Source organism: Candidatus Aegiribacteria sp., assembly GCA_021108005.1.
Taxonomy (GTDB): domain Bacteria; phylum Fermentibacterota; class Fermentibacteria; order Fermentibacterales; family JCC-6; genus Aegiribacteria.
Genome location: JAIORS010000063.1, coordinates 26156 through 45915, shown reverse-complemented (window position 1 = coordinate 45915; position 19760 = coordinate 26156). Strand labels below are relative to the sequence as shown.

General features: G+C 46.1%; 16 protein-coding genes. 9 read left to right on the top strand and 7 right to left on the bottom strand.

The window, feature by feature from the left end; genetic code table 11:
- Window positions 1-79 precede the first annotated feature (79 nt).
- Genes K8S15_03920 through K8S15_03905 form a run of 4 tightly spaced genes read right to left on the bottom strand, consistent with a single transcriptional unit; the run spans window position 80 to window position 5932 of the window.
- Window positions 80-3181, bottom strand: coding sequence for an AAA family ATPase (locus K8S15_03920; protein ID MCD4775181.1), 3102 nt, complete (start codon window positions 3179-3181; stop codon window positions 80-82).
- 57 nt (window positions 3182-3238) lie between these two features.
- Entirely contained in the window at window positions 3239-3913 is a 675-nt protein-coding gene (locus tag K8S15_03915) for a TrkA family potassium uptake protein (protein ID MCD4775180.1), read from the bottom strand.
- 18 nt (window positions 3914-3931) lie between these two features.
- Complete coding sequence (locus K8S15_03910; protein MCD4775179.1) at window positions 3932-5437, bottom strand: TrkH family potassium uptake protein; 1506 nt, start codon at window positions 5435-5437, stop codon at window positions 3932-3934.
- A 9-nt stretch (window positions 5438-5446) separates the two neighbouring features.
- Window positions 5447-5932 (bottom strand): hypothetical protein, encoded by a 486-nt coding sequence (locus tag K8S15_03905; protein MCD4775178.1) that lies wholly within the window; start codon window positions 5930-5932, stop codon window positions 5447-5449.
- A 222-nt stretch (window positions 5933-6154) separates the two neighbouring features.
- On the opposite strand from K8S15_03905, the gene K8S15_03900 reads away from it, so the two are divergent.
- The gene (locus K8S15_03900) at window positions 6155-8176 is read left to right on the top strand and encodes a S9 family peptidase (GenBank protein ID MCD4775177.1); all 2022 of its coding nucleotides are present in this window, start codon (window positions 6155-6157) and stop codon (window positions 8174-8176) included.
- Window positions 8177-8392: 216 nt separating this feature from the next.
- Here the strand turns inward: K8S15_03900 and K8S15_03895 are convergent, their stop codons facing one another.
- Together K8S15_03895 and K8S15_03890 are read right to left on the bottom strand one after the other, a co-directional pair.
- Window positions 8393-9676, bottom strand: coding sequence for a hypothetical protein (locus K8S15_03895; protein MCD4775176.1), 1284 nt, complete (start codon window positions 9674-9676; stop codon window positions 8393-8395).
- A 362-nt stretch (window positions 9677-10038) separates the two neighbouring features.
- The gene (locus K8S15_03890; GenBank protein ID MCD4775175.1) at window positions 10039-11403 is read right to left on the bottom strand and encodes an SGNH/GDSL hydrolase family protein; all 1365 of its coding nucleotides are present in this window, start codon (window positions 11401-11403) and stop codon (window positions 10039-10041) included.
- Window positions 11404-11500: 97 nt separating this feature from the next.
- Between K8S15_03890 and K8S15_03885 the strand changes: the two genes are divergently transcribed.
- Genes K8S15_03885 through K8S15_03875 form a run of 3 tightly spaced genes read left to right on the top strand, consistent with a single transcriptional unit; the run spans window position 11501 to window position 13891 of the window.
- On the top strand, window positions 11501-13327 hold the full coding sequence (locus tag K8S15_03885) for a carbamoyltransferase (protein MCD4775174.1): 1827 nt from the start codon (window positions 11501-11503) through the stop codon (window positions 13325-13327).
- 13 nt (window positions 13328-13340) lie between these two features.
- Window positions 13341-13727, top strand: a complete 387-nt coding sequence (locus K8S15_03880) for a hypothetical protein (GenBank protein ID MCD4775173.1) — start codon at window positions 13341-13343, stop codon at window positions 13725-13727.
- A gap of 14 nt (window positions 13728-13741) precedes the next feature.
- Window positions 13742-13891 carry a DUF5989 family protein gene (locus K8S15_03875; protein ID MCD4775172.1) on the top strand — a complete coding sequence of 50 codons (150 nt, stop codon included), beginning with the start codon at window positions 13742-13744 and terminating at the stop codon, window positions 13889-13891.
- Window positions 13892-13965: 74 nt separating this feature from the next.
- Here K8S15_03875 and proS read toward each other — a convergent pair whose 3' ends face one another.
- Window positions 13966-15408: a proline--tRNA ligase gene (proS, locus tag K8S15_03870; protein MCD4775171.1), complete on the bottom strand. Its 1443-nt coding sequence runs from the start codon at window positions 15406-15408 to the stop codon at window positions 13966-13968.
- Between the two features lie 326 nt (window positions 15409-15734).
- Here proS and K8S15_03865 point away from each other — a divergent pair, with 326 nt between their 5' ends.
- Genes K8S15_03865 through K8S15_03845 form a run of 5 tightly spaced genes read left to right on the top strand, consistent with a single transcriptional unit; the run spans window position 15735 to window position 19735 of the window.
- Window positions 15735-16658, top strand: coding sequence for a phosphatase PAP2 family protein (locus tag K8S15_03865; GenBank protein MCD4775170.1), 924 nt, complete (start codon window positions 15735-15737; stop codon window positions 16656-16658).
- A complete protein-coding gene (gene panB, locus K8S15_03860) occupies window positions 16655-17464 on the top strand; it encodes a 3-methyl-2-oxobutanoate hydroxymethyltransferase (GenBank protein ID MCD4775169.1) in 810 nt (269 codons plus the stop codon). Before K8S15_03865 ends, panB begins: the two co-directional genes overlap by 4 nt.
- On the top strand, window positions 17461-18708 hold the full coding sequence (gene purD / locus K8S15_03855) for a phosphoribosylamine--glycine ligase (GenBank protein ID MCD4775168.1): 1248 nt from the start codon (window positions 17461-17463) through the stop codon (window positions 18706-18708). The genes panB and purD overlap by 4 nt, the downstream gene beginning before the upstream one ends.
- On the top strand, window positions 18708-19151 hold the full coding sequence (gene purE / locus K8S15_03850) for a 5-(carboxyamino)imidazole ribonucleotide mutase (protein MCD4775167.1): 444 nt from the start codon (window positions 18708-18710) through the stop codon (window positions 19149-19151). Before purD ends, purE begins: the two co-directional genes overlap by 1 nt.
- Window positions 19148-19735 (top strand): threonylcarbamoyl-AMP synthase, encoded by a 588-nt coding sequence (locus tag K8S15_03845; protein MCD4775166.1) that lies wholly within the window; start codon window positions 19148-19150, stop codon window positions 19733-19735. The genes purE and K8S15_03845 overlap by 4 nt, the downstream gene beginning before the upstream one ends.
- Window positions 19736-19760 lie beyond the last annotated feature (25 nt).

Genomic DNA, 19760 nt, shown 5'->3' with positions numbered 1-19760 from the left:
CGGAGGGAATTTATTTGGAATACGCAAATAATCAACACTTAAGTCTGTGAGTAAACATCCTATTATTTAGCATTTATGATTAAAAAGCCTCCGTCCCTATTTTTTGAAGAATTCTGTTTGCAACTTCTACCAGTTCAAGTGATTCAGCCGAGGCTTTGATCTCGCCTTTTGCTCTGTCCGGCAGCTTATCAAGAACATTGCTGAGCAGTCCGTCGATATCAGTTGATTCTCCTTCAACCAGAAATACTTCTTCATTCTCCTTTATGAATAGAAGGGCTAACGCGGCATTTTCCAGCTCCCTATTATCAAGCATTATTTTCGATAACTCATGAAGCGCAGAGAGGGCAAGGGGAAGAAGGCCAAGCGAAGCAGCTGTTTTCAGGGCTCTGCAGTAGTGTTTTTTCGATTCCTCAGGGCTTCCCAGCCCTTTCGTATCGTGACCCAGGTTGAGGTTACAAATGACCTCACCTTCGCGGTCCCCGATTTTTCTTGAGATAGCGATGCTCCTTTTATGTAGTTCCCGGGATTTGTTGTAATCATTTCCTATTAGCGAAACGTTGCCGAGGTTTCCAAGGCAGTTGGCAATTCCCCATTGATTACCCAGTGATTCGTAGGTTTTCAGGCTTTCGGTGTAGTATTCCTCAGCATCCTGAAGCTGGTCGAAGCTCATGGCTACGTTGCCCATGTTAAGCCGTGTGATGGCTGTTCCGTTGATATCCCCGATCTCTTTATAGATCCGGTAGCTTTTCCTGTAATAGGATAAAACGTTATCGTAGTTCTTCTCGTTATCGAAATCCGCCATTCTCATTGTAGCTTTGGCCAGAATTGATTTGCTGCCGGATTTTTCAGCCCTTTCGAAAGCCATGAGACTCAGCTCTTTTGCATGATCTATCTGACCCCTGAGGATTGCTATCCAGGTTAGAGTAAGCAGTGACTTCGCTGCGATATCCTGTTCATCCTCTTCCTCCGCGATTTCCAGTGCCCGTTCCAGCTGCTCGCAGGCTTCATCGTATTTTGCCAGCTTCTCAAGCGTGTTGCCGGTATCAAGGTGAAGCTGCGACAGGTTTTCATTGCCTTCCGGGACGATGGAAAGAGCCCTCTGGAACGCGGATAAAGCTTCCGCGAAAGAGCTTGTTGAATAAGCGGATCTGCCGGATTTTAATAACCATTCAAGGGCATTCTTCCGGTCACAGCCCCTGTCATAATGTTCGGCTATCAGGCCCGATAACTCAAAAACACGGTCTCCGCTGTTATTGACAATCCACTCCGCGATTTTGCGGTGGTACGTTTTTCTGAGTTCAAGAAGAACGGTATCGTATGTTACATCCCTGAGTATCGCGTGCTTGAAAAGATACTCCCGCGCAAGCGTGAATGTTGAATTATCGTTTCCATGTATCAGGTCTCTGGACTGCAGCAGAGAAAGCATCGAATCGATATCTGTGGTTTTCTTATACAGGTTTTCCAGCGCAAGATCCCAGAAAAGTCTTCCAATTACGGATGCTTTCTGAAGCATTTGCTTTTCCTCGTCTGGCAGGCTGTCAAGCCGGGCCTGCAGAACGCCCGTAAGAGTGGAGGGAACTGTTTTTCTGATCATTGATCCGGGTTTTACCGTCCATTTGTCTTCTCCTGCTACGATAACGCCATCTTCCATAAGCATCGCTATCAGTTCCTCCATATAGAACGGGTTGCCCCCGGAACCCGAAACAACAAGGTTGGTGATATCCACAGGAAGGCTGTCCACTTTTTTAAGGATTTCTCTTGTAAGATCACCGCTGTATTTCTCGGACAAAGGTTTCAGTTCTATGAATCGATGCGGAAGCCCTTCGCCCCAATGAGGATGCGTTTCGAGAAGAGGAGGTCTTGAAAGGGAGAGTATCAGCAGCCTGTCATCGGTGATATTTCCTGCCAGGTGTTCTATGAGTTCCAGGGATGTGTTGTCCGCCCAGTGCAGGTCTTCAAGGTATATCATGGTTCTGTTATCGGCTGCTGTGCCTCGAAAGTAATTTACCAGACAGGAACGTCCGGTGGCTGCCAGAGCCTGTGTTCCCATGAGTCTTCTGACCGGTTCGTATGATGAGAAATCGAATCCTGCGTAGTGGCACGCTAAAAGCACTTCATCCTTTGTCAGGTACTCACCCATCTCCGCTTCGAATTTCTTCCATGCTACTTCGGTTGAATCGTTTTCTCTGACGTTCATTCTGTACTTTAGAATATCTCTGAATACCGAGCAGGGAGTGTTCTTCATTTCTGGAGTGCATCGTGCGTTGAAGAAAATCATATCATCGTTTTCCCGCTCAACCCTCTTTCTGAATTCATGAAGCAGTCTGGACTTCCCGATACCAGCCTCACCGATAATGGTAATCATGCCGGGAGTGCTTTCAAGCATTGTTCTGCCAAGAGCGCTTATCAGAACCTGGAGTTCTTCATCCCTGCCTATCATTTCAGTCTCAATACCCAGTATCCCGGTGTTGATCTGCTGGAATCTTTTGGGATTGGCTGATACGGCAACGTAGGTTTTCAGAGGATCGGTAACACCTTTTACTTCAATTGGATCTCTGGATTCAAAAACAAAAGAGTTCCTGACATGCCCGTAAGAGTCATGAGAAACGATGACGCTTCCAAGTGGAGCCGAGGAGTAAAGCCTTGATGCAATATTCACGGTGTCACCCATCGCAGTATATTCTCCCTTAAGCCCGATTCTGCCCAGGAAGACAGGGCCGGAATGCACTCCTATTCTCATTTTGAATTTTGGGATTCCCTTTTCCGGGTCAGGAAGGATTTTTTCCGCTGAAGCCTGCATTTCCAGAGCTGCCTTTATTGTTCTCTCCGTATCGTTCTCTCGAACGGTTTCCGTTCCCCAGAGGGCCATAACGGCGTCACCGATGTGTTTATCTATTACACCACCGTGCTTGATGATAATTGAGTCGAGGGCGGTCCAGAGGTAATTAAGCGCCTCCGTTACGTACTCTGCATCGTGTGACTCGCATATTTTAGTGAAATCCGATATATCCGCGAAGAGGACGGTAACGTATTTCCGCAATTTTTTTTCATTGCTGTTACTGATGCTTTCAAGCTTTTCTCGGAGGGGAATCAGAGCGATATCAACGATTTCGCTTCCCAGCTCATCCCTTTTTTCCTCAAGCGTTGTGATGGCTTTCTGCAGACGTGTCTTTTTGCTCATCGATTTCTTCTCAGGCATTCAGGTTCTGTCTCATGCGGATTGTGTCAGTAAGGCTCACTACACTGTCCCAAGGACTTTGGCTATCAGCTGAATGTCACCGGCGTGGGCAATGACGAAAACGGTATCATTTTCCGCTAAAACGTAATTCCCCCTGGGTATCTGGAATTTTTCGTTCTCTTCCTGATATATTCCCATGAAAAGGCTCTCTTTCGGGAAATCGTCGGCTCCCGCGATATCCTTTACCGATTTGCCTATGCATGGAGCCCCTTTCGGAATATGAACAGCGTAAACGTACGCGTCGCCCCCTCCAAGTGACATGATTCTCTTTACTGGAGGCTGTTCTATTTCCATCATCAGCTGATCGAGCAGGAGATCGGCTACCCTTACGATATTTGTCACTCCTGAAAGCTCGTAAGCGTTTTCGTATACGGTATCGCGCATACGTGCAAGAATTCTTGGTACTCCCAGGCTCTTGGCCAGGATTGAGCAGGAAATATTGTCCACATCATTTCTCATCAGACATAGCAGTACATCTGTTCTGTGAATGCCTGCATCCTTCAGTGTGGTGAGATTCGTTGCGTTGCCGTTTACTGTAAGGGCTCCAGTTTCAGCGTAGAGATTGTCGCAGACTTTTCGCTCTATATCAATTACCACAACATCGTGTTTATGATCAAGCAGTTTTCTTGTGAGCTCCCTTCCTATGAGTCCGGCTCCGGCGACTACTATGTGCATTTATAAACCTCCATTATCCTACCATACCCTCCATGCCCTCGGGCTGAAAAGAAGCAGGAGAGGAAGAATTTCCAGCCTTCCGGCAAGCATACCGAAGATATATACGATTTTTATTATCGGGTTCAGTGTTCCCATCTGATTAACGGAAATGAAACAGGGGCCGATATTACCCATCGCGCTGAACATCCCGGAAAAGGACGCGTATCCGTCAAGTGATGACAGCGCCGCGGTTACCGTGCCACCGAAGACAAGGAGTCCCATCCAGATGAAGAATATTGCCGAAACCCTGTGGATTTCACTTTCATCCAGGAATTTTCCGTCAATGACTATCCGGTTGGTTGCGCTTCTTGGTACTACTAATTTCCGGATCTGCTGTTTGGCTATTCTCGTCAGAATAACTACTCGCTGAACTTTAATACCACCGGCGGTTGAACCCACGCACCCCCCTATCACCATCATCACAAGAAATAGCTGTCTTGCCAGCGTTCCGAAGAAAGCGCTCGTTATGTCCTGCGTACCGAATCCTGTTGTTGTTATGATGCTAACCGTTTGGAAGAGGGAAGTTCTTACAGCCGGTTCGGCTGCGGCTCCAGCGGTACCAAGTGGGGACAGGAATAAATGATCAAGCAGAACAAGAACAGTGAATCCGCCTATTAGAACCCACCAGAGTTTCATCTCCGAATCTTCCCAGAGGGACTTGATCCTTCCCGTGAGCACTCTGTAATGAACAAGGAAGCTTGTTCCTCCAAGAATCATGCCCAGAATCAGAACGTACTCTATCATCACATAGTTGACATCCGGCAACGATGAAAAGTGAGCTATACTGGCATCGTAAGGTGAATACCCTCCCGTGGAAAGGGCCGTGAAACTGTGATTCACGCTGTCAAAGGCGGACATGCCACTCAACATCAGAAGTACGATGATAAGAATGGTGAAGCTCGAGTAAATTATCCAAAGAATCTTGACCGTGTTCAGCATTCCCGGAACGGGCCTTCCGGAGCTTATCTTGTGGCTTTCCGCCCCGAAAAGAAGGTGAGCGCCCGGGATTCTCGATAAAACGGCAAGGAAAAATGTAAGTATTCCCAGACCTCCCACCCACTGTGTGAGGCTGCGCCAGAAAATAATACTGCGGGGCATCGAATCCAGCCCCGTGAACATCGTTATTCCGGTGGTGGTGAAGCCGCTCATAGTTTCGAAGTACGCGTCGATGTAACTTGCTCCAATACCGATAACAAATGGAAGGGCTCCAACCGCTGAAAGAACGAGCCAGCCCATAGCGCAGATCAGCATTGCCTGTGTGCTGTTCGGTTCTTTGTATCCGATCTTTGTTCGCAGTAAAAAGCCTGAGATAAGGGCTGTAATCGCAGGAAGAAGAAAGGCGATCAGCGTTTTTCCAGACTCATTTCCACCTTTGAATACAAGAACGAAAAGCAGAGGAATGAGAAGTATGAAACCCAGTATGAAAAGCAGCGATCCCATATATCCGGCAACAACTCTTGTACTGTGTTTGTACTGTCCCTTCATAGTAACTGTTTAAAGGTGTGATTCCGAAAGCATTCGAATGACCTCACCTGATCTGATGATAGCCGAGTTAGGGCAGGCAAGTACATTACAGAAAGCAATTGCCTGGAGTGGATCCTTTTTTGGATAAAGATAGCACATAACAGTTACTGCTTCCGGATCGCATGGACAGCTTGACAGAATATCCAGCTCCGTTCCGCAGTGGGGACATGAAAGATCAAGAGGTTCATCCGGATCTGCATCTCCCTCTATCACAGTGTAGGACGTATCTCCGAATAGTGATGAAAGGGAAACAAGTCCGATTCCGCTTTTTCTGCCGCGAAATTTCACAACGATTCCAGGAAAACCGGATACTTCGTGATCAATTGAGATCAGATTATGCCCCATCGGGCAGTATGCCGCATTGACCACGACTTCAGCCTTGATTGTTTTCTTTTCATTATGCTTTATTTCAGGGATATTCAGTCTGCCTTTATCATCGAACATGTTGCCTGGCATACATATACTCCATTTCTCTTGAATAAATTTTGGATTTGGACATTTCTTCTTATATGATAGACATAAAGAGGCGGAAGGAAAAGTACCCCTATTTTGTTCGTCCTTGTGTTGTCACAGCAAAGGTTACGACAGTAACACCATAGCGAACCAGTTGTGACATCTGTATTACCGGATAAAATTAGTGGGTTAATTCAAACCATGTTCAAGGAAAGGAAACACAAGATGAAAAGCAGATCACTTCACAGTGTGATAATGATTCTTATAGGTCTGATTCTGCTGGTCGCATGCGGGGAGAACGGAGCTCCGGTCGTACCGGAAGATTCCGATGTTGTTATTGAACACGTTGAATCCGAAGGAGCGGCTGATCTTATTCCCAGATCTGTTCTATTCGGCAATCCTGAAAGATTAAGGCCGCAACTTTCTCCCGATGGTGATCAGATTGCTTACATCGCTCCGGTTGACAGCGTTCTTAATCTCTGGGTTATGAATACCGATGGATCCGAAGCCAGGCAGCTCACATACGATACAAATCGCGGTGTGACCAACTATTTCTGGGCGGAAAACGGTATAGATATCCTCTACATGCAGGATCAGGCAGGTGAAGAGAATACGCATGTGTACAGACTGAATGTTGAAACTGAAGAAGTAACTGACCTTACTCCTTTTGAAGAAGTAAAAGCCTACGTAAGCGCAACTGACCGGGATCAGCCTAATACGGTAATCATCGAAATGAACCGGAACGATCCTATGTTCTTCGATGTTTATTCCTGTGACCTCGAGACAGGGGAGCTTACTCTGCTTCAGGAAAACCCGGGAACGACCGAAGACGGCTGTATGATTCTTGGTTATATGACCGACGAAGATTTGAATATTCGAGGAATGGCCACCATCAACCCTGACGATGGAACCATAGCATATTATTTGAAAGATGCCGGCTCTACCGAATGGAAAGAGTTCGTCAGCTTTTCCGCCCTTGATTCGGTAAGTCCCCAGCGTTTCAGCGAGGATGGCAGGGGCCTTTATTACGAGTCCAACCTTGAATCCAACACGACCACGCTTTTCTACCAGGATCTGGATACCGGAGAAATAACTGAAATCGCTCACGATTCTCTTGCGGATGTGGGCGGTGTTTCCTTTGACCCCTTCACAGGTGAGCCCAGGGCAGTCAGCTTCCATTACCTCCGAAGGAACGTCGAAGTGCTTGATTCTTCGATTCAGGGTGATTACGATTTCCTGGGTGAATTCTATCCGGGGGATTTCGGGATCACTTCCAGAGATAATGCTGACAGCACATGGATAGTGGTGTATTTCACTCCACAGAGCCCTGCCATATACTATCTCTACGACAGAACACTGCAGAAAATGACATACCTTTTCAATGCTATTCCCGCCCTTGATGATTACCAGCTGGCAGAAATCGAACCCGTTCTTATTCCTGCACATGATGGACTTATTCTGCCCAGCTATCTGACACTTCCCCTTAATGTAGGTGATGAACCTCTTCCCATGGTTCTTTACGTGCATGGCGGTCCCTGGGCAAGGGATTACTTCGGTTACGAACCTTTCGCTCAAATGCTCGCTAACCGGGGCTGTGCCGTTCTGCAGGTGAATTTCAGGGCTTCAACCGGTTTTGGAAAAGAGCATCTCAACGCCGGTAATAAAGAGTGGGGCGGACTGATGCAGGATGACCTTACAGATGCTGTTAACTGGGCGATTGAACAGGGAATAGCTGATCCTGAAAGAGTAGTAATAATGGGAGGTTCCTACGGTGGTTACGCCACTCTTGCCGGAGTGACGTTCACCCCTGATCTATACTGTGCAGGAGTGGATTTCTTCGGACCATCCGACCTCATTACCTTCAGGGAAACCGTTCCCCCGTACTGGAAGCCACTGGATGCTATGATGAATATCAGGATTGGTGATATGGAGGATGATTCTTTGATGCTCAAGGAACGCTCTCCATTGTATTTCGTCGAGAATATCACCGTTCCCATGCTGGTAATTCAGGGCGCGAACGATCCGAGAGTGGTACAGGCGGAATCGGATCAGATGGTGAAAGCTCTAAGAGAGAACGGCAACGAAGTATACTACGTGGTTTATGATAACGAAGGGCACGGTTTTGCTATAGAGGCCAACAGGCTTGAATTCGCGGGAAGGATAGAGGAATTCCTCTACAATAATGTTCCCGGTCTTGAATGCCAGATGTTCGAGGAGATCCCAAACTCCACTGCTCACGTTAGATAAAAAATCAAATCATCACAGTATGCCGGGGATAAAAAATTCCCGGCACACTGAATTTTTCATAACAGGTATTGTAACCTTTGCAATAGTTGTAAGTTCGCCTCATCCTCATCCCTTAGATTCCTAATTTCCTTTACCCAGACAATATCCCAGTCAAGACCTGGTTCAAGGATACAAACGTTGTTTGGGCTGTGCGGCGGCTTCAGGTAACTGGCATTCCTACCGCAAATTATTCGAAAGAAGTATCTCCGTTTCTAATAATATTTTGAAAATCGTATCCGCAATCATCTCATTAGCTTCTGCTGTGATATGTGATCCGGAATAATCAATGTACACTTCATCCTCAGTTCCATCGAAAATGTTTCTGAATGAGAAGTATCGAGTCGAATCAGTTATTGATTCTTCATACAAATCGTAGCTTGCTTCAAGCAGCTCTCTGAATGCCGGATCTCCTCCCCAAGGAAAAAATGGATCTACGACTTTGACATATTCCTTCTCTTGATCAGTAAGATGCTTGTCTCCACTCCATATAGTCGGCTGCCAGACAACCAGGAAATCGAATCCGTAAGAATCAGCAAGCGCTTCTACAACTCGACAGTTACCGTAGTAGATACTGACAATTTCTGAGGTAAGCGAATCACAATTGATTCCCATTGTTCTGTAAGTGGGGACTTCCTGTGTTTCTTCCGGTAAGATTCCCTTTGTTTGAAGTGACGTCATAAGAAGCCACGTATTTGTTTTGCTTAGCAAAATTTTCCATACAGGCAGAATCCCCAGCACCTCAGATGTTCCCTCGACCCTTCCTGCAATTGATTCCAGTGAAGCGTGAACTCCTGCAGCACCGTTCTCGAAACCACAACACACATCATTGAAACCATCATAGAATACTACCAGATCAGGTGTATTGCCGTTTCTTAGCTGAAGCATCAGTTCGATCAGCTCCTGCGTGGAGGAATATCCTATCTGAGCCAGATTGCTTACTGCGACAGGTCTGTCAATCAATTCACTGATATCCCTCTGCAAGTATGCAGCTATTGTGCAAGAATCAGATACATCCGTACCCCACATAGCTGAACCACCCAGCATAAAAACCCTGAAAGCATCCGAATTGCGCGAAGCTCCTGGAGTTAAACGGTAGCCATCTTCACTGATGGTAATCGAATCACAATTAATGATGGGATTGGTTCGCCATACGACAAAAGGCGCGTAACGACCGCATACAACCGCACTCTTAAGTTCTTCGGGATGACACTCCTCGATTTTTCGGGCTCTGATATTGAATCTATCAGAATCGATCACTTTTACAATTGCAAGTGATAAAAACTCAAGGAGAACTACAGCAATAGCGGTATTGAGAAGTATCTTTGCAGTACTTGAGTGAAACGCCGGAAATCGACGACCGAGAAACCCGCTTATCACTAGAATGATACCCGCAACAGCAAAATAGACCTGGTTCATGCTCAAGCTGGCGCTTGTACTTAATCCAATCGTATTCGAGAGCATTGCAGCCAGCAAAAGCAGACAGCCAGATGAGATAGCGATAATTCTGATGATTTTAACAGTTGCATCGTTTAGTTCATGATTCTTAATTATATTTCCCGTTCATTGTAGTTGCTTCAGGAAGCTGGTATCTATTCATTGAAGTACTGAATTTAATTAACGTGATATTGTTACACAACCCTAATGGGAATTTCAATCAGCGTCTGGATACTCGGATTTCCGCTTTCTACCGTGATTCAGCAGCCTGATTTTAATTCAGATCCGGGAAATGTCAAATGTCAGATATGGTTATGTCATTTGAAAGAAGTATCTCCGTTTCTAACAACAGATTAATAAGTTTTCCATGATTATCTCGTTAGCCTTTACTATGGCATGCACACCGGAATAGGTATAAGAGAGTCATTAATCATATAATCAATCATAAGTGAAGATATAATCTGATTTCCTTCCGCATTTAGGTGGCAGAAATCATCGAAAGCGTAAAGTTCGGTTTCAAATCCGTCAAAGCAATCCCCTATGTAATGATAGACTGACTGAGAATTCCCTACATTGTAGGCTTCATTCCATGTGGTATTTACAAGATCAGTCAATGCAGGCTCCATTCCATTCAGTGCCTCAATCTCACGTTCAGTGCATATTTTACTTGCACCAGCTCCAAGAGCGGGTTGCCAGAAAAACAACGGTTCAAAATCGTACGCATCTGCGAGAGCTAATACAATCTCGCAATTACTGAGGTACGTTTCCACAATTTCCGCAGCCAAGCTATCAGCCTGAGTACCCATGGTGTGATAATTGATTATTCTTGACATGGCACTTTCCGAAGCACTGGATTGTGGAATGAATTCTTTAACAAGTTTAAACAAGTTACTATAGGATACTATTGATGATAACAAGGATTGCTCATATTGATTATCTGAATTGTCCCCGAATTTCTGCATAATTTCAGCAAGATTCTCAGGCACTCCGGCAACACCGGACTGGTATGCAGAGTATGTATCGTTGATTCCATCATAAAAAATGACTAAATCCGGTCTCCTGCCTTTCCTCAGTTGCAGAATCAGCTCTATTAACTCCTGAGTATTCACGTATGCTTGTTGACCAAAATTTTCTACCCGGACGGGAATATCCAGAATGCTGTCCAGTTCTGCCTGCAACAAAGAGGGTATCGTCACACTATCGGAAATTCCCCAACCGATCATAGTGGAACCTCCGAAACAGAAAACTTCAAATGCATCAGGACTCCTCGACGTGCCAACTGTCAACCTCCGACCGTTTTCCAGTATTGTTAGGTGTTCTTCAGTATGCTCACGTTCTCTCCACACTACGTAGGGTGAATATTCCGGTCCGTATAGTTGAGCAATTCCATCTCGAACAGATTCTTTCACTCGATCATCAGAGCTGCTGTAGAACCTAAGAACCACAGTCGCGATCAGCTCAAGAAGTATGAGCAGGACAATCGTATTAAGGATTACTAATGCAAGGGTTCTATACGCTTGAATAGGACGTCTTATTAATCCCGCAGAAGTAATAATAAGCCCTAGAAGACAAATGATTACCTGCCCGCGACCAATCCCAGGTCCACTCAATTTAAATAAGTCTGCAAGAATGGCAGTGCCTATAAGAAGAACACCAACTGCTATTATGGAGATACGAGCAGTTGAACTAGCAGTTTTTCTCAATTCGCTATGTTCTTTCTCAACCTTAGCATTACTTATGTAATCTTTGTTCATTATATTTTCGATTCTGTGATCTGAGTTAGAGATTTATTGTTCTTCAGCAATTTGAATATGACAAAGTCAACTCTGAAATACAATCCGGGGGAATATTATCAATACGTGGATTCTTGGAATCTCCGCGTTTTACCATGACTCTGCAGCATGTCTGGTTCACAATGGCAAAATTATTGCGGCAGCTCAGGAAGAACGCTTCACCAGAAAGAAGCACGATCACAGATTCCCTGTAAATGCTATTAATTACTGCCTTGAAGAAGGCGGTATAACCGCGGATTCACTTACATACGCTGCGTTTTATGACAAGCCTTTTCTGAAGTTTGAGAGATTACTTGAGACATATCTGTCATTTGCGCCATCAGGTCTTCCATCCTTTCTGAAATCAATGCCCCTCTGGCTGAAGGAAAAACTCTGGATGGGAGATCGCATCCGAAAGAATCTTGAGGGATTCAACGGAGAATTATTCTATCCCGAACACCATCAATCACACGCAGCATCAGCATTCTTCCCCAGCCCCTTTGACAGGGCTGCTGTCATAACAATGGATGGTGTCGGTGAATGGGCAACCGCTTCGTGGGGAATCGGCGAGGGCAATCAAATAAAGCTCATGCATGAGTTACACTTCCCTCACAGTCTGGGGCTCCTGTACACTGCGTTTACATACTACACTGGTTTTAAAGTAAATTCCGGTGAATACAAAGTCATGGGCCTCGCGCCATATGGCGAACCTCGTTTCGTACAGACAATTCTCGATAATATCATGGACCTGAAAGAGGATGGAAGCTTCAGATTGAATATGAAGTATTTCAACTACTGCCAAGGTCTTACCATGACTTCCCGGAAGTTTCACAAACTCTTCGGAGGACCACCAAGAATCCCGGAGAAGCACATCACACAAAGGGACATGGATCTGGCTGCTTCTGTTCAGGCCGTTACCGAAGAAGTTGTCCTCAGAACAGCAAGGCATGTAAGAGCGAAAACCGGGCAGAAAAATCTCTGCCTTGCCGGAGGAGTTGCCCTGAACTGTGTTGCGAATGGTAAAATCCTGAGAGAAGGTATCTTCGATAATATCTGGATTCAACCTGCTGCAGGTGATGCAGGGGGTGCTGTTGGAGCCGCTCTCTTTGTTTGGCACCAGGTTCTGGGTAAAGACCGGGAGGCTGATGGTGTAAACGACATCCAGAACGGATCGTATCTGGGACCATGTTGGAGTGATGATGAAATTGAATCCTGGCTCCGGAAGAAGGACTATCCATACAGAAGGCTTGATGATGCAAGTGCTTCGGAAGAAGTAACCGACGCTCTTGCAAATGGCAAAGTCATTGGCTGGTTTTCCGGAAGAATGGAATTTGGACCTAGAGCTCTCGGAAACAGATCAATTATCGGAGACGCCAGAAATCCTGAAATGCAGTCATTAATGAACCTGAAAATCAAGTATCGGGAATCCTTCAGACCCTTCGCTCCATCTGTACTTATTGAGGATGTAGAAGAGTACTTCGAGATTAAAGAACCGAGCCCGTACATGCTTCTTGTTGCGCCTGTACGCAGAGATCACAGGAAAGATGTGAGCGAAGATGGAAAACAGCTGTTCGGAATGGAAAAGCTGAGAATTCCGAGATCGGATATTCCGGCAATAACTCATGTCGACTATTCTGCCCGCATTCAAACTGTAGACAGTAGACACAATCCGAGATATCACAGTCTGATTTCGAAATTCAAGAAGAAAACGGGCTATGGAATAATTATAAATACGAGCTTCAATGTAAGGGGAGAACCGATCGTATGCTCACCACAGGACGCATATCTCTGTTTTATGCGAACCGGGATGGATATGCTTGCTCTGGGTAACTGCTTGCTCCGCAAGATCGAACAGCCTGAACTGTTGGAAGACAAGGACTGGAGAAAGGTATACGAACTGGACTGATGAGAATATCATTATGAAACAGATACGCATACATCGGAAATTCGGTCTGACAATGTCAGGAGCTTTTGCTGTTATGGCGCTTTTGCTCTGCCTTGGAAACAAGCCTGTATGGCCCTTCTCTGCAGGATTATCGGGTTTGTTTTTGTTTATTACCTTACTATTTCCCGGAATTCTGGGACCTCTGGAAAAATACTGGATGAAGCTGGCTGCCATCATGGGCTTTGTTATGACGAATATTCTTCTCACACTTGTGTTTTTTATCGCTGTTGTTCCCACAGGGCTTATAATACGTCTTCTGGGAAAGGATCCACTCCGTATTCGTTCCCGCAAAGAAACAGTATCTTACTGGCTGAATGTCGATGATGATGGACCCTGCGGCAGACCTGATAAACCTTATTAGGATGGAAAAATGATATGGGACATGCAAAAGAGATCTGGGATTTTCTCAAGGTTCGTAAAAAGTGGTGGCTGGCTCCGATTATAGTGGTGCTGCTGCTGCTCAGCCTGATAATCATATTTGCACAGGGATCAGCTCTGGCGCCTTTCATCTATGCGATTTTCTAGCGTCCAGGGTCAGGTCTTGCATTCATGCATTATTACACATTTATATAACAGAGTCTGAGTAATATTGATGTATTTCAGTAAGCTCTGGCCAGAACAACTCTTGTATTTGTCTTTCTGCCGGTCATGATGCATTTCCCATAGCCATCCGGCTGTTCGAGGGGGATGCATCTTACTGTGGCTTTGGTTTCCTGCTGCAGCCTTGCCTCATCTTCAGTATTGCCATCCCACCATACATTGTAGAAACCGGGATTGTTCACTATGGCTTCGCGGAAATCATTAAAGCTTTCAACGGAATAAGTCCTTGCATCCCTCTTCCGGATCGCTTCATCAAGCATTTCGTCCTGGATTTTATCAAGAAGCACCGGAATTCTATCCACAACGGATTCAAGAGGAATGGTGAATTTACCATCTCTGCCCGGCTTGTTCCTCGGACTCGCCGTTACATGTCCCTCTTCCAGGTCACGCGGCCCTATCTCAAGCCTCAGTGGAACTCCACGGACTTCCCAGTAATTGAATTTGAAGCCGGGACTCATACCCTCACGGTTATCCACCTCAATCCGAATATCTTTTGTCTTGAGGTCATTCCCGATACCGTCAACAACCTGCATAACCTCAGCCCTAGCGGAATCATCTCTAGCTATTGGAATTATAACCACCTGAACAGGTGCAAGCTTGGGAGGTAGACGCAGACCGTTTTCATCACCATGAACCATTATCACGCCCCCGACAAGCCTTGTGGACACACCCCAGCTGGTCTGATGCACGAATTGCTGTTCGTTGTTGCTGTCGAGGTACATCGTATCGAATGCCCTGGCGAAATTTGTTCCAAGGTAGTGGCTTGTTCCGCTCTGAAGGGCCCAGCCGTTGCTCATCATGGCTTCTATTGTATAACTGTCCACTGCGCCGGCGAACTTCTCCCGTTCTGTTTTTCTTCCGGGTATTACGGGTATCGCGGCTACATTCTCCGCGAAATCAGTATATACTCTCAGCATTCTAAGGGTTTCTTCCCTGGCTTCTTTTTCATCCGCATGGGCGGTGTGCCCTTCCTGCCAGAGGAATTCAGTGGTTCTGAGGAACGCCCTGGGACGCATTTCCCATCGAACTACATTTGCCCACTGATTAAGCAGCATGGGCAGATCTCTGTAACTGTTGATCCATTTGGAGAACATATGGTTTATAATGGTTTCGGAAGTAGGCCTGATGACCAGGGGTTCTTCAAGTTTCTTGCCTCCGCCGTGGGTGACAATGGCCAGCTCTGGGGCAAAACCTTCCACATGCTCTGCTTCCTTTTTTATGAAGCTCTCAGGTATGAACAAAGGAAAGTATGCGTTCTTATGTCCTGTCTCCTTGAAGCGTGCATCAAGGTTCTCCTTAATATTCTCCCATATTGAGTATCCATAAGGGCGAATTATCATACATCCCCGTACTGGAGCGGAGTCTGCAAGCTCCGCTTCACGGATTACATCCTGGTACCATTTCGCGAAATCCTTTTCAGGATTTGTAATGTTCTTTGCCATTTGAAAGCACTTTCTGTTAGAGTGGTCACTAAGATATCCAATGACAAAACTAATTGAGATTAGAGGATACTCCAAGGCCGGATTTGACACCCGGGGCAAAGGATATTAACTTTTTACTATAGGGGGCCATTTGCTGAGAGTGGCAAAAGGAACCGATGAAGGCCGCGCCCTGATGTTTTGATGATGCGTGACCTGTACAAACAGGTAGACAGAAGCAGCAACAGGCCGTAGTAAGTCCTTTAGCCCTGTTTAATAGACATTCTTCAGGGATATGGCCCCCCCACTTTTTTATCCATGTTAATACTAAGTTTGCGGAAGGTATTAAATTGTTTTCGTTCAGAACGATATACTCTTCTGTAAAAGACAGAAACTACCGTTTGATCCTTCTATTTTTTACAGTTTACACTGCAATCCTGCTGATTGTTCCCATTGTAAGGCTTGTTCCGAGGGTTCCAGTTCCTCTTCTCTCTTTCATACTGTTCTATTTCCTGTACAGATGGAAAAAGCTGCCCGGAGTACTGAGACCGTGGATATTCTATCCGCTGCTCATGTTTTCGTACTGGCAGCTGCAGTTCGTGGTCTCATCGAATTTTCAGGAATACCATGGTGCTGGCATTATAGCCTTTGAAAGTAAACTGTTCGGAGAACTTCCTGTGGTCTGGCTTCAGGAACATCTATATCAGGGTTGTATATCATGGTTCGATTATGTTTTCGCCGTATTTCATTCTTCACTATTCTTCATCCCGATCGTATTTCCACTGATACTCATCTTCAGAAAGGGAGCGGAAAGGATGAAGAGGGCGACCGTTGCAATGACACTCATTTCTCTTGCAGGTTATGCGACCTATGTTCTATTTCCCCTTACACCTCCATGGATGGCTTCGCTTGAAAACATGATACCACATGTGGAAAGGATAACAATCAGAGCTCTCGGCGAAATCGCTCCAGGTGGAATAATTTCCGCTTTCAGCCCCAGCCCAAGGGGTGCGATGCCTTCGCTTCATGCCGGAGTACCGATACTGGTATTAATGATAGCTTTCCGTGAATTTCGATGGAAAGCCTTGTGGTTTGCAATAGTAGTTGTCGGTATTTGTTTTGAAATATCGTACGGCGCGGAGCATTATATTATTGATGTGGTTGCCGGTTTGGCCTACGCGATAGTATCCTACCTGGTCGTTTACAAATGGCTGATTCCAGACAGCCGCCTGGCATCGAATAGCTCTGTTAAGGTTAAGGAGCCATTAAAATGAAAAAGGATATCAATTTACTTGAGATGAAGAAAAGCAGGGGCGAGAAGATAGTGTCTCTTACCGCATACGATTACATGACCGCCAGGCTTGAAGAGGAAGCAGGAGTAGATTTTATACTTGTAGGTGATTCCATGGCAATGGTTGTATTTGGTGAAGAAACTACTATCGGCGCGGATATTGATGTCATGATTGCCCATACAAAGGCTGTTTCAAGGGGAGCCGCCAACACACTCGTTGTAGGTGATATGCCATTCGGATCTTATGAGAACTCCGATACCCAGGCTGTAAAGAACGCGGTGAGATTTATCTCTGAGGGCGGAGCTGACGCTGTCAAACTCGAGGGGGGCAACAATCGATCTGTATCCCGAGTGAAGGCTATCATCGATTCAGGAATACCTGTTATGGGGCATGTGGGATTACTTCCACAGTCAATCGGGAAAACTGGAGGTTACAAGGTTGTATACAGCGACAAACGTGATGAGCTATTCGAAGAAGCCCTTTCCCTGCAGCAGGCAGGTGCATTCTCAATCGTGTTTGAGTGTATTGAAGAGGAACTTGCACGAGAGCTTACCGGGAAACTCAAGGTTCCCACCATTGGTATAGGTGCCGGCAGGTATACCGATGGACAGATACTTGTAGTGAACGACATGCTTGGTCTATCTGGCAAGTTCAAGCCAAAGTTTCTCAAGAAATACGCACAGATGGACTGCATGATCCTTGAAGCTCTGAAGAAATTCTCGCAGGAGGTCATTGACGGAGAGTTTCCCGCCGAGAGCCATGTTTACCATTCCAGGGAGGAAAAGTGAGAATTCTGGTTATCGGAAGTGGAGGCAGAGAACATGCGCTTACATGGGCATTATCAAGGTCAGGTAATCATTCCCTGATATGTGCACCGGGTAATCCGGGAATGGCAGAAATTGGGGAACTGTTTCCTGTGGAAGCCAATGATATATGTGGCCTTGTCGATCTCGCCAGAAGAGAAGAGGCTGACCTTGTTGTAGTTGGCCCGGAAGCACCTCTTGTAACCGGGCTCGCTGATGAACTGAGAAAGGAAGGAATTCCCTGCTTTGGCCCGGGAAAGGATGCTTCCCGACTTGAGGGTAGTAAATGGTTCGCGAAGGATATCATGCATTCCGCAGGCGTGCCTACAGCACGCTGTAAGGTTTTCACGGACACAGGCTCTGCTATGAAGTACATGGGTAAAGATGTAAAAGAATTTGTAATAAAGGCTGACGGTCTGGCAGCGGGTAAAGGAGTGTTTCTACCTGATGAATCTGATGAAGCATGCTCCATCCTTGATTCACTTTTCGGAGGCAGGTTTGGTGAGGCTGGTCAGCGTGTTGTCATAGAAGAGAGGCTTGAGGGTAAGGAAGTAAGCATACTCGCCATCTGCAACGGAACTGATTGCGTCATTCTTCCTCCGAGCAGAGATCACAAGCGACTCGGCGATGGAGATTCAGGTCCGAATACAGGAGGAATGGGAGCGATTTGTCCACCGCCTGAAATTGAAGATGGTTTTTGCGAAAAAGCCAGAGAGGAAATTATCCTCCCTGTACTGAAAGAGCTGGCTTCAAGGGGTATGGATTACAGAGGGGTTCTCTACGCTGGTTTGATGATTACGAACGAAGGCCTGAAAGTGATTGAATTCAATGTTCGTTTTGCTGATCCTGAGACTCAGGTAGTGCTTCCCATGATTGAAATTGATCTTGCGAGTCTTCTTGATACTGCTGCCCGAGGAGGATCACTTCCGAGAGAAGTCCCAGTCAAGGATGGCTACTGTGCCTGTGTTGTGATGGCTTCTGGTGGATATCCATCATCGTACGATAAGGATATTCCTATTTTTGGATTGAACAATATTAAAGACGCTGCTGTATTTCATGCGGGAACAAGGAAGACAGATGATAGGATTGTAACCAGTGGTGGAAGAGTGCTCAGTGTGGTTGCCATGGGAGATTCGCTGGACGATGCTCTTGATAAAACCTACCGGGAGCTTGAGAAGATTGATTTCGAAAAGAAACATTTCAGAAAAGATATTGGAAGGACAGTCTAATGCTTGTAGGAATAGTTATGGGCAGTGAAAGCGATAGAGAGGTTATGACACGGACGGCAGGGATCCTTGAGGATCTTGGTATTCCCTATGAGGTCAATGTGATGTCAGCGCACAGAACGCCTGACAGGGTGAAGAAATATGCCTCTACAGCTTCCGAGAGAGGTTTGAAGGTCCTGATTGCAGGTGCTGGCCTTGCCGCTCATCTTGCCGGAGCTATTGCGGCTCACACAATTCTACCGGTCATAGGAGTACCTCTTGCTGCGGGACCGCTGAATGGAATGGATTCACTTCTTTCAACCGTTCAGATGCCTAAGGGCATTCCGGTTGCAACAGTTGCCATAGGATCGCACGGAGCTATGAATGCCGCATACCTTGCTGCTCAGATTCTGGCGCTGGAAGATGATGCTGTTGAAGCAAAACTGAGGAAATTACGTAACTGGTGAAAGCAACTGAACTGTCCGTAGATATCTCAGATCCTGAAGAGGAAGTCGTTGAGAAAGCAGTTTCACTCCTTCTCTCCGGAGGAGTGATCCTTTACCCTTCCGATACTGTTTACGGAATACTATGTCGTGCCGATAAAAGGGATTCTGTGAAGAGGCTTGCTAAGATCAAGGGTTACGCGAGTCAAAGGCCCTTTATTCTTCTTGTTGATACCACAGCCATGGTTGAAACGGTTGCGGATTGCAGCGATCCTGAAGTTATCGGGATAATGGGATGCCGGTGGCCTGGAAAGCTGACCCTTGTTTTACCAGCATCCGAGCAATGCCCGAAATGGGTAAGGGGAGAGGATAACACTGTGGCACTCCGTCATCCTGCCGATCCATTGAGCGGACAACTCTTAAAACGCTGTGGTGTGCCACTGGTCTCCACAAGTGCCAATTATGCGGGCGAAGATTCTTCGTGTAGTGTATCAGCTATCCCCCATAGCATAATCGCAGGTGTAGACATCGTACTCAATGCCGGCGATCTCCCGCCTTCATCCCCTTCCACTATCCTGAGCCTCCTCCGCTCACGGGGTCGGACGTAACTTCTGGTCACTTATGAAATTCAAT